The sequence below is a fragment of the Streptomyces sp. NPDC007929 genome, from assembly GCF_042959065.1.
Classification (GTDB): Bacteria; Actinomycetota; Actinomycetes; order Streptomycetales; family Streptomycetaceae; genus Streptomyces.
This window is the reverse complement of sequence record NZ_JBIBKD010000001.1, coordinates 784,065-797,557: the sequence shown is the minus strand read 5'-3', so window position 1 is coordinate 797,557 and position 13,493 is coordinate 784,065. Positions and strand designations below refer to the sequence as shown.

Below are 13,493 nucleotides of genomic sequence, written 5' to 3'. Positions count from 1 at the left end.
ACCGGCTCGCCGTCGGGGGTCACGCATCCGGAGGCGAGCCGGGGATCTGGGTCGGCCCGGCGCGGTCGAGGGCGTCCTCAAGGGCGGCCCGGATCTCGTCGGGCATCACGCCGGTGCGCCCCCAGACGAGGATCAGTTCCGCGACGTTGCGCAGCTTGATGTTGGTGTGCTGGGAGACCTCCTTCAGCACGGCCCACCCCTGGTCGGGGGAGATCCGGCCGAGCGCGACCACCATGCCGATGGCCTGGTCCACGACGGCGTGCGAGGCGACCGCCGCCTTCAGCTGCTGGACCTCCTCCTGGAGGGCGAGCACGCGATCCGAGCCCCCGTCCGTGGGCATGGTCACCTCCGGGTCCGGTGCGCCGCTGCGTCCGGGGTACCGGCGGGTGCTTGAGTACCTTGACGCAGTGTCCGACCCGTCCATCGTCGTCACTCGGCCCGTCCGGTGCCACCGGGGCGGACCGGGCCCGGACGTCGTTTCGGCGCCCCCGCCGGGGTACTCGGCAGGCGCCCACAGCGGTTCCGGTCGGACACTGGTGTCAATGCTCCGGTGGCTGCCAGGCGACGAGATCAGGACGCGACTGCCATGAACCACGACATGCCCACCTCCTCCGGCACGAAGGACGTCATCTCCTCACACTCCGTGCTCGGCGCGCCCTGTTGGGTGAGCCTGACGAGCCGGGACGTCAAGGCGACCGAGGAGTTCTACGGCGCCGTGCTGGGCTGGCAGTGGCGTCCGGCCAAGCTCGGCGACCGGTTCCGGATCGCGCTGGTGGACGGCTCACCGGTGGCCGGGATCGCGGGGGTGGCGGCCATGTGGCAGATGGCCGTGGCGTGGACGCCGTACTTCGCGGTGCGCAGCGCGGACGAGGCGGTCGCGCGGGTGCAGGAGCGCATGGGCACGGTCGCGGTCGGGCCGATCTCCCTGCCGCCGGGGCGGGCGGCGCTGCTGGCCGACCGGGACGGGGCGACCTTCGGCATCTGGGAGGGCGACCTCTTCACCGACTGGGAGACCTGGCGCAACGCCCAGCCGGCCTTCATCACGCTCCACACCCGGGACGCGTTCGACGCGGCGATCTTCTACGGCGAGATCCTCGACTGGGCCACCCAGCGGCCGGGTTGCTGCGAGGTCCACTACGAGGGCGGCGAGGTCGTGCTGCGCAGCCGCGGGGACGTGGTGGCCCGGATCGAGTCCGGCGCCCTGGAAGCGGCCCCCGACCCCGCGATCCGGCCGCACTGGCAGGTCCACTTCTCCGTCGACGACGTGGCGGCCTGCGCCCGCGCGGCGGAACTGCACGGCGGCAGCGTTCTGTCCAAGGGCAGCGACGAGGCGGTGCTGCGGGACCACGACGGCGCGCAGTTCACGGTGACCGCGCGCCGCGAGCGCTGACCCGGGCCCGCTCCGAAAGCCCGGCCCGGGTCACCGCCCTCACGTCACCGCCCTCACGTCATCGCCCTTGTGTCACCGCCCTCGTGTCACCGCCCTCACTCCTGCTCGCGCGCCGCCCGCGAGGGCCGGCACAGCAGGACCAGGCTGCGGGCGTCGACGGTGAGGCTCGTGCCCGCCTTGTGCTCGGCCTCGTCGGGGGTGCCCTCGGGGTCGGCCGTGTCGATGAGGGCCGTCCACCGTTCGCCGTAGGAGGTCTTCGGGAGGCGGAAGTCGACCGGCTCCCAGTGGCTGTTGAGCAGCAGCAGGAACGAGTCGTCGACGACCGGGCGGCCCCACGGGTCGGGTTCGGCGATGGCGTCGCCGTTGAGGAACACGCCGACGGAGTGCGCGTCGCCGCGCTGCCAGTCGTCGTCGGTCATCTCGCGGGCGTCCGGAGCCAGCCACACCAGGTCGGGCAGCGGCTGGTCCGCCCGGGTCAGGGTCTCGCCGCGGAAGAAGCGGCGCCGGCGCAGCACGGGGTGCCCGGTGCGCAGCCGGATGAGGTACCGGGTGAACTCCAGCAGGTCGCGCTGTTCCTCGGTGAGCCGCCAGTCGATCCAGGAGATGTCGTTGTCCTGGCAGTAGGCGTTGTTGTTGCCGCCCTGGGTGCGGCCGAGTTCGTCGCCGTGGGAGAGCATCGGGATGCCCTGGGACAGCAGCAGCGTGGCGAGGAAGTTGCGCTGCTGGCGGGTGCGCAGCTCGCGCACGGCCGGATCGCGGGTCGGGCCCTCGGCGCCGCAGTTCCAGGAGCGGTTGGTGCTCTCGCCGTCCTGGTTGTCCTCGCCGTTGTCCTCGTTGTGCTTGTCGTTGTACGAGACGAGGTCGCGCAGGGTGAAGCCGTCGTGCGCGGTGACGAAGTTGACGCTGGCGCGGGGGCGGCGCCTGCTGTGCTGGTACAGGTCGGAAGAGCCCGTGAGCCGGGAGGCGAACTCGCCGAGGGTGTGGTCCTCGCCGCGCCAGAAATCGCGGACCGCGTCGCGGTACATGCCGTTCCACTCCGACCACAGCGGCGGGAAGTTGCCCACCTGGTAGCCGCCCTCCCCGACGTCCCACGGCTCGGCGATCAGTTTGACGGGGCTGATCACCGGGTCCTGCTGGATGAGGTCGAAGAACGCCGACAGCCGGTCCACCTCGTGGAACTGCCGGGCGAGGGTGGCCGCGAGGTCGAAGCGGAAGCCGTCGACATGCATCTCGGTCACCCAGTACCGCAGCGAGTCCATGATCAGCTGGAGGACGTAGGGGTGGCGCATCAGCAGGCTGTTGCCGGTGCCGGTCGTGTCGTAGTAGTGCTCCCAGTCGCCGTCGACCAGGCGGTAGTACGAGGAGTTGTCGATACCGCGGAAGGACAACGTGGGGCCCCTCTCGTTGCCCTCGGCGGTGTGGTTGTAGACCACGTCGAGGATCACTTCGAGCCCGGCCGCGTGCAGGGTCCTCACCATCTGCTTGAACTCGGCGACCTGTTCCCCGCGGGTGCCGTGGGCGGCGTAGCCGTTGTGGGGCGCGAAGAAGCCGATGGTGTTGTAGCCCCAGTAGTTCGCCAGGCCGCGGTCGTGCAGCACCCCGTCGTGGACGAACTGGTGGACCGGCATCAGCTCCACGGCCGTGACGCCCAGGGAGGTCAGGTGGTCGACGACCGCGGGGTGTGCCAGCCCGGCGTAGGTGCCCCGGAGTTCCTCGGGCACCTCGGGGTGGGTGCGGGTCATGCCCTTGACGTGTGCCTCGTAGATCACGGTGTCGGCGTAGGGCCGGCAGGGCCGGGCGTCGTCGCCCCAGTCGAAGGCCGGGTCGGTCACGACGCCGAGCATGGTGTGCCCGGCGCTGTCGGCCGGGTCGGGGCCGTCGGGGTCGCGTTCGTAGAGCGAGGGGTGGTTGTCGATCTGCCCGTCCACCGCGCGGGCGTACGGGTCGAGCAGGAGTTTCGCCGGGTTGCAGCGGTGCCCCGCGGCGGGGGCCCAGGGCCCGTGCACGCGGTAGCCGTAGCGCTGGCCGGGGCCGATGCCGGGGAGGTAGCCGTGCCACACGAAGCCGTCGACCTCGTTGAGCGGCACCGTGGTGTGGGTGCCGTCGTCGTCCACGAGGACCAGCTCGACGCGTTCGGCGACCTCGCTGAAGAGCGCGAAGTTGGTGCCCTCACCGTCGTAGGCCGCACCCAGCGGGTAGGGGCGCCCGCTCCAGGCGGACACCCCTTTCCGAGTCTGCCGGCGCGTCACCGGGCGTCCACCAGGACCTGGCCCGGAGTACTGGCCGGTCCGGCCAGTTGCGCGACGCGCTCCTCGCGGGGCACGTCGAGACCCTCGCTCTCGCGCGGCGCGGGCGCGGTCGGCACCAGCGGGACGCGTTCCCCGGCGCGGGCGCGCTGCGAGAACCAGATGACCTTGCTGCCCGTCTCGGTCGCGCAGCAGCCCCAGCCGTCGCTCATCGCCGCGAGGTGCTCCAGGCAGCCTCGCAGCTCCTGGTCCGGGCGCAGAGCGCGGTCGTTGTCCCCGATGGCGGTGATCAGGTGCTGCCCGTTCCACCACATCTCGATCGACGTGTTCTTGTCCGTGGCGTGTTCGTCGATGGCCTTGAGCAGCATCTCGGCACCGCCGCAGACGGGCTGGATCAGGTTGTCCAGGTCCCAGAACTTCAGGTGAGCGGCCAGAATGCGGCTGACCTGTCCCACCCGTTCCGGGCTGACTTCCACGTCGAGGTGGTAGTAGCAGGGCACTGCGGTCTTCATCGGTCGGCTCCTCACCGCGAAGCTCAGCTCCTTCTCGCTCCCGCGATCTTGCGGGCGAGCCCCGAACACGGAACGTGAGCGCCTATCGCTTCTGAGTCACCACTCAGCCTGAGGCCGCTAGCCCGTTCGTGCAACACGAGCGCACGGCTGAGGCGGTACGGCACACATGTGAGCAGGTCGAGGGGCTCGAACGGAGCAGCCGGGCCATCAATGGTTGAAGATCCAACAAGACGCTGTGTCGCCACGCGTGCACCATGTGTGAAGAACTCGATCGCCGTTACGGATCCGTGCCGCAGTGCGCACGGTCGCCGTCCGACCGTCGGGAGACCGTGCCCCTCGAGCCCCGAAAGGTGATCGGCGCCATGCTGCTACCCGCCAAAGCCGAAGTCGCCCGGCAGTTGCGGCGTTACCGGGCCTGGGAACGCGTGATGCTCGCGGCACCGAACGACCGCACGGTGCGGACCACGTTCGAGGACTCCGGCTACACGCTCTGTGTGCTGATGGGCAAGCGCTGCGCACGGGAGGCGGCGGACGCGGCCGAGCGGTACCTGCGCACGAATCACGTCGCGTATCTGGAGGAGCAGCAGATCACCTGTCTCCAGGAGCAGCACGTCACCTGTCTGCAGGAACCTCTCGAACGGCCTCGTCCGGCCGCGGCGGTCCGTCGCAGACCGCCGGCGGCGGAGCGCAGACCTCCGGCCACCGAGCGGAGATCCACCGCGGGAAGGTAACGCCCTTCCCGCACTTCTTGTCCCCAGGACCGGGCCCCGCGGCCCGGCTTTCGAGCACGGTGGAGGTGAGGACCATGAGGAGGACCCGGGCCATCGGCCGTATCCCGGTACGGGACGTCCGCCCGGCCGTGGAGAGCGGCAACCGGCCGGCGAAGGCGGTCGTGGGCGAGACGTTCGAGGTCACCGCCACCGTGTTCCGGGAGGGGCACGACGCGGTGGCCGCCAATGTCGTGCTGAAGGATCCCGAGGGCCGTCCCGGGCCGTGGACGCCGATGCGCGAGCTCGCCCCCGGCAGCGACCGGTGGGGCGCCGAGGTCAGCGCGAACGCCGTCGGCCACTGGTCGTACCGGGTGGAGGCCTGGAGCGATCCGGTGGCCACCTGGCGTCACACGGCGGGCATAAAGATCCCGGCGGGCATCGATCCGGGCCTGGTTCTGGAGGAGGGCGCGGACCTGTACGAGCGGGCCGCGGCCGGCGTGCCGAAGGAAGCCGGCCGCGATGTGCTGCTCGCCGCCGCGCGGGCCCTGCGCGACGACTCGCTGCCCACGGCCGACCGGTTCGCGGCGGCGTTGACGCCGGAAGTGGGCGCGGTCCTGGACCGGTATCCGTTGCGGGACCTGGTCACCAGCAGCGAGCCGCTGCCACTGCTGGTGGAGCGGGAGCGGGCCCTGTACGGCTCCTGGTACGAGTTCTTCCCGCGCTCCGAGGGCACCCCCGAGCAGCCCCACGGCACGTTCCGCACGGCCGCCCGGCGGTTGCCGGCGATCGCGGCGATGGGCTTCGACGTGGTCTACCTCCCGCCGATCCATCCCATCGGCACCACCTTCCGCAAGGGCAGGAACAACACCCTCTCCCCCGGCCCCGACGACGTCGGCGTGCCGTGGGCGATCGGCTCGCCCGAGGGCGGGCACGACGCCGTGCACCCGGATCTGGGCACCCTGGAGGACTTCGTCGAGTTCGTCGGGCGGGCACGGGAGCTGGGCATGGAGGTGGCGCTGGACTTCGCGTTGCAGTGCTCACCGGACCATCCCTGGGTGCACAAGCACCCGGAGTGGTTCCACCACCGCCCCGACGGCACCATCGCCTACGCGGAGAACCCGCCGAAGAAGTACCAGGACATCTACCCCATCGCCTTCGACGCCGACATGGACGGGCTGGTCGCGGAGACGGTACGGGTGCTGCGGCACTGGATGGACGCCGGGGTGCGGATCTTCCGGGTGGACAATCCGCACACCAAGCCGGTGGTGTTCTGGGAGCGGGTGATCGGGGAGGTCAACCGCGCCGACCCCGATGTGATCTTCCTGGCCGAGGCGTTCACCCGCCCGGCGATGATGCACACCCTGGCCCAGATCGGCTTCCAGCAGTCCTACACCTACTTCACCTGGCGCAACTCCAAGCAGGAGCTGACCGAGTACCTCACCGAACTGTCGGGGGAGGCCGCCTCCTACATGCGGCCCAACTTCTTCCCCAACACCCCCGACATCCTGCACGCCTACCTCCAGCAGGGCGGCCGGCCCGCCTTCGAGGTCCGGGCGGTGCTCGCCGCGACGCTGTCACCGTCCTGGGGCATCTACTCCGGCTACGAACTGTGCGAGAACACCCCGCTGCGCGAGGGCAGCGAGGAGTACCTCGACTCGGAGAAGTACCAGCTCACCCGCCGCGACTGGGAAGCCGCCGCACGCGAGGGCCGCACCATCGCCCCGCTGCTCACCCGCCTCAACACCGTCCGGCGGGAACACCGGGCACTGCACCAGCTCAGAAACCTCCGCTTCCACCACACCGACAACGACGCGCTCATCGCGTACAGCAAGCGCAGCGGAACCGATGTCGTCCTGGTGGTCGCCAACCTCGACCCGCATCACGCCCAGGAGGGCACGGTCTCGCTCGACATGCCGCAACTCGGCCTGGACTGGCACGAGTCGGTGCCGGTGCGCGACGAACTCACCGGCGAGACCTACCACTGGAGCCGGAACAACTACGTGCGTCTGGAGCCGGGGCGGGCTCCCGCGCACGTCCTTCACCTCCAGTCCCCGCCCGCCGCGCACGCGACCCCAGGGGCAGGAACGTCATGACCGTGAACGAGCCCGTGCTGGACACCTTCGAGGACACTCCTGCCAGGGACCGTGACCCCGACTGGTTCAAGCGCGCCGTCTTCTACGAGGTGCTCGTCCGCTCCTTCCAGGACAGCAACGGCGACGGCGTCGGCGACCTCAAGGGCCTGACCGCCAAACTCGACTACCTCCAGTGGCTGGGCGTCGACTGCCTGTGGCTGCCGCCGTTCTTCAAGTCCCCGCTGCGCGACGGCGGCTACGACGTCTCCGACTACACGGCTGTCCTGCCGGAGTTCGGCGACCTCGCGGACTTCGTGGAGTTCGTCGACGCCGCCCACCAGCGCGGCATGCGCGTGATCATCGACTTCGTCATGAACCACACCAGCGACCAGCACCCGTGGTTCCAGGAGTCACGCAAGGACCCCGACGGGCCCTACGGCGACTACTACATGTGGGCCGACGACGACAAGGGCTATCCGGACGCGCGGATCATCTTCGTCGACACCGAGACCTCGAACTGGACCTTCGATCCGGTGCGCGGCCAGTACTTCTTCCACCGCTTCTTCTCCCACCAGCCGGACCTCAACTACGAGAACCCGCGCGTCCAGGAGGAAATCCTGGCCGCCCTGAAGTTCTGGCTGGACCTGGGCATCGACGGGTTCCGGCTGGACGCGGTGCCCTACCTCTACGCGGCCGAGGACACCAACTGCGAGAACCTGCCCGCCTCGCACGCGTTCCTCAAGCGCGTCCGCCGCGAGATCGACGCCCTGTACCCGGACACGGTGCTGCTGGCCGAGGCCAACCAGTGGCCGGAGGACGTCGTCGACTACTTCGGCGACTACGCCAGCGGCGGCGACGAGTGCCACATGGCCTTCCACTTCCCGGTCATGCCGCGCATCTTCATGGCCGTACGGCGCGAGTCCCGCTACCCCGTCTCGGAGATCCTGGCCAAGACCCCGGCCATCCCCTCCGGCTGCCAGTGGGGGATGTTCCTGCGCAACCACGACGAGCTGACCCTCGAGATGGTCACCGACGAAGAGCGCGACTACATGTGGGCCGAGTACGCCAAGGACCCCCGCATGCGCGCCAACATCGGCATCCGCAGGCGCCTGGCCCCGCTGCTCGACAACGACCGGCACACCATCGAGCTGTTCACCGCGCTGCTGCTCGCCCTGCCCGGCTCGCCGATCCTGTACTACGGCGACGAGATCGGCATGGGCGACAACATCTGGCTCGGCGACCGGGACGCGGTCCGGACCCCCATGCAGTGGACTCCGGACCGCAACGCCGGCTTCTCCACCTGCGACCCGGGCCGCCTCTTCCTCCCGGCCATCATGGACCCGGTCTACGGCCACCAGGTGACCAACGTCGAGGCGTCGATGTCGTCGCCGTCCTCGCTGCTGCACTGGACCCGCCGCATGATCGAGATCCGCAAGCAGAACCCCGCCTTCGGGCTCGGCTCGTACACCGAACTGCCGTCCTCCAACCCGGCGGTGCTGGCGTTCCTGCGCGAGTACGAGGACGACCTGGTCCTGTGCGTCAACAACTTCGCGCGGTTCGCGCAGCCCACCGAACTGGACCTGCGCGAGTTCGCGGGGCGGCACCCGGTGGAGCTGTTCGGCGGGGTCCGCTTCCCCGCCATCGGCGAACTGCCGTACCTGTTGACCCTCGGGGGCCACGGCTTCTACTGGTTCCGGCTCACTCGAGTCGCATCCCGCATCGGCCGGCGACTGTGAGCCTGCGCCGAGACAAGGAGGCGTGACCATGCCGAAGACCGCATCCCTGCGCCCGGACCTCCCGCGCCTGGCCGAGCCCATGGAGTCGCTCGGCGGGCTGCTGCGCGACTGGCTGCCCCGGCAGCGCTGGTTCGCGGGCAAGGACCGGCCGGTCACCGAGCTCGGCCTGCTGTCGATGACCGAGCTGTTCCCGGGCTGTCTGCATCTGCTGGTCCACGCCGGACACGCCGGACACACGGGCGTGCCCTCGCCCGGCGGGGCTCCCCCGGCCGGCGACTGCTACCAGCTGCTGCTCGGCGTGCGCGAGCACCCCGCGCCGCGGCTCGGGCGGGCCCTGATCGGGCAGGTGCAGGACGGGCCTCTGGCCGGGCTGACCGTCTACGACGCGCTGCACGACCCCCGCTCCGCCCAGCTGCTGCTGGACCGGCTGCGGCACCCGGGCACCGCGGGCCCCCTGCGCTTCGACTGCGACCCGGACCAGCACGTGCCCGCCGGGCTGGTGCCGCGGCTGCTGGACGCCGAGCAGTCCAACTCCTCGCTGGTGTACGGCGACGAGTACATCCTGAAGGTCTTCCGGCGCATCCAGCCGGGCGTCAACCCGGACCTGGAGGTGCCGGGCGCACTGGCCCGGCAGGGCTGTCACCGGGTGCCCGCGCCCGTGGCCTGGTTCCAGACGAACCACCCCTTCAAGGCCACCCTCGGCGTCCTCCAGCCGTATCTGCGGGACGCCTCCGACGGCTGGACTCTGGGGCTGGACGCGCTGGCTGCCGGGGACGATTTCACGGTCCAGGCCCGGGCGCTGGGCGCCGCCACCGCGGAGGTGCACCTCGCGCTGGCGTCGGCGTTCCCCGTCGGCGGGCCCGGGGAGAACGGGCAGACGGCGACCGCGATGATCGAGCGGCTGGACGCCGCCGCGCACTGCGTGCCCGCGCTCCAGCCGTTCGTGCCGGGGCTGCGGACCGCCTTCGCGGCCCTCACCAGCTGCGACCCCGGGCCGCCCGCCCAGCGCATCCACGGTGACCTGCACCTGGGGCAGGTGCTGCGGGCGGGGCGCGAGTGGTTCGTCATCGACTTCGAGGGCGAGCCGTCCCGGCCGCTCTCCGAACGGCGCAGCGCCCACTCCCCGGTGCGGGACATCGCCGGGATGCTGCGTTCCTTCGACTACGCCGCCCGGCAGCGCCGCCCCTGGCGCCCGGAGTGGGCCCGCCGCTGCCGCGAGGCCTACTGCGCGGGCTACGCGGCCCGCGCCGGCTGGGACCCACGCAAGAAACACGGACTGCTCCGCGCCTATGAGACGGACCGGGCCGTGTACGAGGTGCTGTACGAGGCACGGCACCGCCCCGACTGGCTGCCTGTACCGATGGCGGCGATCGAGCGCCTCGCCGTGAGAGGAGACTGAGCCGTGGCCCTGCGCGACACCTCAATCCCGGAGCCGTCCGGCCCGGTCCCGAGCACCACCGCCCCCGCACTGAGTCCCGAGGACCGAGGGCGCCTGCTGGCGGGCGCCCATCACGATCCGCACGCGCTGCTGGGTGCCCACCCGGCGCCCGGCGGGATCGTGTTCCGGGCGCTGCGCCCCTTCGCCCGCGCGGTGCACGTGGTGATCGGCGGCCGGCGCACCGCCCTCGTCTCGGAGGGCGACGGCCTGTTCTCGGGCGTGCTGGCGCTGGACGAGATCCCCGCGTACACGCTGCACGTGGCGTACGAGGGCGGTGAGCAGGAGACGCACGACCCGTACCGCTTCCTGCCCGCGCTCGGCGAGCTCGACCTGCACCTGATCCGCGAGGGCCGGCACGAGGAGCTGTGGCAGGCGCTCGGCGCGCAGCCCATGACCCACGAGGGCGTGACCGGCACCCGGTTCACGGTGTGGGCGCCGAACGCGCAGGGCGTGCGGGTCGCCACGGACTTCACCCACTGGGACGGCACACAGTTCCCGATGCGGTCGCTGGGCGCCTCGGGCGTGTGGGAGCTGTTCCTGCCGGGCGTCGGCGAGGGCACCGCGTACAAGTTCGAGATCCACTCCCGGCACGGGCACCGCTTCCTCAAGGCCGACCCGATGGCCCGGCGCTGCGAGGAGCCGCCCAACACGGCGTCGATCGTGACGGCCTCGCACTACGAGTGGGGTGATGCCGAGTGGATGGCGCACCGCGCCGACACGCCCGTGCACGAGGCGCCGTTGTCGGTGTACGAGGTGCACCTGGCGTCGTGGCGGCCGGGGCTGACCTACCGGCAGCTCGCCGAGGAACTCCCGAAGTACGCCAAGGACATGGGCTTCACGCACGTGGAGCTGATGCCGGTCGCCGAGCACCCCTTCCACGGGTCGTGGGGCTACCAGGTCACGGGGTTCTACGCGCCGACGTCGCGGCTGGGCACGCCGGACGACTTCCGGTTCTTCGTCGACGCCTGCCACCGGGCCGGGATCGGCGTGATCATGGACTGGGTGCCGGCGCACTTCCCGAAGGACGACTGGGCGCTGGCCCGGTTCGACGGTGAGCCGCTGTACGAGCCCGGGGACGACCGGCGCGCCGAGCACCCGGACTGGGGCACGTACGAGTTCGACTTCGGGCGCACCGAGGTGCGCAACTTCCTGGTCGCGAACGCCGTGTACTGGTGCGAGGAGTTCCACATCGACGGGCTGCGCGTGGACGCGGTCGCCTCGATGCTCTACCTGGACTACTCGCGCGAGGACGGCCAGTGGGAGCCCAACGCCTACGGTGGCCGGGAGGACCTGGCGGCGATGGGGTTCCTCCAGGAGATGAACGCGACCGTGTACCGGCGGGCGCCTGGCGTGGTCACCATCGCGGAGGAGTCCACCGCCTGGGGCGGTGTGACCCGGCCGACCGACACCGGCGGGCTCGGCTTCGGGCTGAAGTGGAACATGGGCTGGATGCACGATTCGCTGGAGTACATCTCCCACGAGCCGGTGCACCGCAAGTACCACCACCACGAGATGACGTTCTCGATGGTGTACGCCTACAGCGAGAACTACGTGCTGCCGATCTCCCACGACGAGGTCGTGCACGGCAAGCAGGCGCTGGTGTCGAAGATGCCCGGCGACTGGTGGCAGCGGCGCGCCACGCACCGTGCCTACCTCGGCTTCATGTGGGGCCACCCCGGCAAGCAGCTGCTGTTCATGGGGCAGGAGTTCGCGCAGGGGGCCGAGTGGTCGGTGGAGCAGGGCCCGGAGTGGTGGCTGCTCGACGACGGCTACCACTCGGCGGGCGACCACCGGGGCGTGCGCGATCTGGTCCGCGACCTGAACGCCGTCTACCAGGGGACGCCCGCGCTGTGGCAGTGCGACACCCGTCCGGAGGGCTTCCGCTGGGTGGCGGTGGACTCGGCCGACGACAACGTCTTCGCGTTCCTGCGCTACGACGCCGAGGGCCGTCCGCTGCTGGCGGTGTCGAACTTCTCCCCCGTCGTGCGGCAGGACTACGGCCTGTGGGTGCCGGGTGACGTCGTCGCCTGGGAGGAGCGCCTCAACACCGACGACACGCGCTACGGCGGCAGCGGCGTCACCAACCCCGATCCGGTCAAGCCGGAGGACGGCCGGGTCCGTCTCACGCTGCCTCCGCTCGCCACGGTGTGGCTGACGCCGTTCGCGATGTGAAGTCCTGTCGCCCCGGCAGGTGTCCCACCCGCCTGTGAGGGGCACTGGGGGTCGTACCACCGGAAGCACCCGGTGGTACGACGCGGCAGGGCACAGAAGGGCGGGCATCAGGTGCGCACCGTGGGAGTGGAGGAGGAACTCCTCCTGGTCGATCCGGAGACCGGGGAACCGCGGGCGCTGTCCGCAGCGGTGCTCGCCCGGGCGGAGAAGGACGACGCGGATCAGGACGTCTTCGAGAAGGAACTCCACGAGCAGATGCTGGAGTTCGCCACCCATCCGCAGTCGTCGATGGAGAGCCTGCGCGCGGAGATCGTCCGGTGCCGCAAGGAGGCCGCCCGGCACGCGGGGGAGATCGGCTGCACCGTGGCGGCGCTGGCCACCTCGCCGCTGCCCGTCAGCCCGGCCGTCGGGGTCAACCGGCGCTACCGGTGGATGGCGGAGCAGTACGGCATCGCCACCCGGGAGCAGCTCGTCATGGGCTGCCATGTGCATGTGTCGGTGGAGTCCGACGAGGAGGGCGTCGCGGTCGTTGACCGGCTGCGGCCGTGGCTGCCGGTGCTGCGGGCGCTCAGCGCGAACTCGCCGTTCTGGCAGGGCAAGGACACCGGGTACAGCAGCTATCGCAGCCGGGTCTGGCTGCGCTGGCCGTCGGCCGGACCGACCGAGATCTTCGGCTCGGCCGAGCGATACCACCGTCTGATCGCGGACATGGTGGCCACCGGCGCCATCCTCGACGACGGGATGATCTACTTCGACGCCCGGCTGTCCCGGCAGTACCCGACCGTGGAGCTGCGGGTCTCGGACGTCTGTCTGCACTCCGGCACGGCCGTGCTGATCGCCACGCTCGTGCGCGCTCTGGTGGAGACGGCCGCGCGCGAGTGGCGGGCCGGCCGCGAGCCGCTCGGCCACAGTGTCAGCCTCCTGCGGCTGGCCGACTGGCAGGCCGCCCGGTCCGGCCTCGACGGCGAGCTGCTGCACCCCGAGACCATGCGCCGGATGCCCGCCGAGGCCGTCGTCCGTGCCTTGCTGGACCACGTCGAGGACGCCCTCGACGGCACGGGCGATCTTCAGCGGGCCGGCGCCGCCTGCGAGGAACTGCTGCGGGACGGCAACGGCGCGTCGGTGCAGCGCGCGCTGATGGAGCGCACGGGGAGTCTGCGGGACGTCGTCACCGAGTGCGTGCGCCAGACACAGGCGTGAGACGCCGCGTCCCGCTC

10 protein-coding genes are annotated in these 13,493 nt (G+C 71.0%); 7 read left to right on the top strand and 3 right to left on the bottom strand.

Annotation, left to right across the window (positions count from 1 at the left end):
* Positions 1-19 precede the first annotated feature (19 nt).
* Positions 20-340, bottom strand: a complete 321-nt coding sequence (locus ACFZDE_RS03635) for an ANTAR domain-containing protein (RefSeq protein WP_391197023.1) — start codon at positions 338-340, stop codon at positions 20-22.
* Positions 341-586: 246 nt separating this feature from the next.
* On the opposite strand from ACFZDE_RS03635, the gene ACFZDE_RS03630 reads away from it, so the two are divergent.
* Positions 587-1,390, top strand: coding sequence for a VOC family protein (locus ACFZDE_RS03630; RefSeq protein WP_390990377.1), 804 nt, complete (start codon positions 587-589; stop codon positions 1,388-1,390).
* Positions 1,391-1,485: 95 nt separating this feature from the next.
* Here ACFZDE_RS03630 and glgX read toward each other — a convergent pair whose 3' ends face one another.
* Positions 1,486-3,639 carry a glycogen debranching protein GlgX gene (gene glgX / locus ACFZDE_RS03625; RefSeq protein WP_391197022.1) on the bottom strand — a complete coding sequence of 718 codons (2,154 nt, stop codon included), beginning with the start codon at positions 3,637-3,639 and terminating at the stop codon, positions 1,486-1,488.
* Positions 3,636-4,148 (bottom strand): pep a2, encoded by a 513-nt coding sequence (locus tag ACFZDE_RS03620; RefSeq protein WP_391197018.1) that lies wholly within the window; start codon positions 4,146-4,148, stop codon positions 3,636-3,638. Before ACFZDE_RS03620 ends, glgX begins: the two co-directional genes overlap by 4 nt.
* Positions 4,149-4,510: 362 nt before the next feature.
* Here ACFZDE_RS03620 and ACFZDE_RS03615 point away from each other — a divergent pair, with 362 nt between their 5' ends.
* The 6 genes from ACFZDE_RS03615 (at position 4,511) to ACFZDE_RS03590 (ending at position 13,476) form a co-directional block, all read left to right on the top strand.
* Positions 4,511-4,879, top strand: a complete 369-nt coding sequence (locus ACFZDE_RS03615) for a DUF5133 domain-containing protein (RefSeq protein WP_390990385.1) — start codon at positions 4,511-4,513, stop codon at positions 4,877-4,879.
* A 74-nt stretch (positions 4,880-4,953) separates the two neighbouring features.
* Positions 4,954-6,951: a maltotransferase domain-containing protein gene (locus tag ACFZDE_RS03610; RefSeq protein WP_391197016.1), complete on the top strand. Its 1,998-nt coding sequence runs from the start codon at positions 4,954-4,956 to the stop codon at positions 6,949-6,951.
* The gene (gene treS, locus ACFZDE_RS03605) at positions 6,948-8,666 is read left to right on the top strand and encodes a maltose alpha-D-glucosyltransferase (RefSeq protein WP_184907016.1); all 1,719 of its coding nucleotides are present in this window, start codon (positions 6,948-6,950) and stop codon (positions 8,664-8,666) included. Before ACFZDE_RS03610 ends, treS begins: the two co-directional genes overlap by 4 nt.
* Positions 8,667-8,694: 28 nt before the next feature.
* Positions 8,695-10,065 carry a maltokinase gene (locus tag ACFZDE_RS03600; protein ID WP_391197013.1) on the top strand — a complete coding sequence of 457 codons (1,371 nt, stop codon included), beginning with the start codon at positions 8,695-8,697 and terminating at the stop codon, positions 10,063-10,065.
* A gap of 3 nt (positions 10,066-10,068) precedes the next feature.
* A complete protein-coding gene (glgB, locus tag ACFZDE_RS03595; protein WP_391197010.1) occupies positions 10,069-12,276 on the top strand; it encodes a 1,4-alpha-glucan branching enzyme in 2,208 nt (735 codons plus the stop codon).
* Between the two features lie 111 nt (positions 12,277-12,387).
* A complete protein-coding gene (locus ACFZDE_RS03590; RefSeq protein ID WP_390990395.1) occupies positions 12,388-13,476 on the top strand; it encodes a glutamate--cysteine ligase in 1,089 nt (362 codons plus the stop codon).
* Positions 13,477-13,493: the final 17 nt, after the last annotated feature.

Excerpts from the sequence above, each read along its gene's own strand:
- ACFZDE_RS03635 (WP_391197023.1), bottom strand. The coding sequence starts at position 340 with ATGCCCACGGACGGGGGCTCGGATCGCGTGCTCGCCCTCCAGGAGGAG.
- ACFZDE_RS03630 (WP_390990377.1), top strand. The coding sequence starts at position 587 with ATGAACCACGACATGCCCACCTCCTCCGGCACGAAGGACGTCATCTCC.
- ACFZDE_RS03620 (WP_391197018.1), bottom strand. The coding sequence starts at position 4,148 with ATGAAGACCGCAGTGCCCTGCTACTACCACCTCGACGTGGAAGTCAGC.
- ACFZDE_RS03615 (WP_390990385.1), top strand. The coding sequence starts at position 4,511 with ATGCTGCTACCCGCCAAAGCCGAAGTCGCCCGGCAGTTGCGGCGTTAC.
- ACFZDE_RS03610 (WP_391197016.1), top strand. The coding sequence starts at position 4,954 with ATGAGGAGGACCCGGGCCATCGGCCGTATCCCGGTACGGGACGTCCGC.
- treS (WP_184907016.1), top strand. The coding sequence starts at position 6,948 with ATGACCGTGAACGAGCCCGTGCTGGACACCTTCGAGGACACTCCTGCC.
- ACFZDE_RS03600 (WP_391197013.1), top strand. The coding sequence starts at position 8,695 with ATGCCGAAGACCGCATCCCTGCGCCCGGACCTCCCGCGCCTGGCCGAG.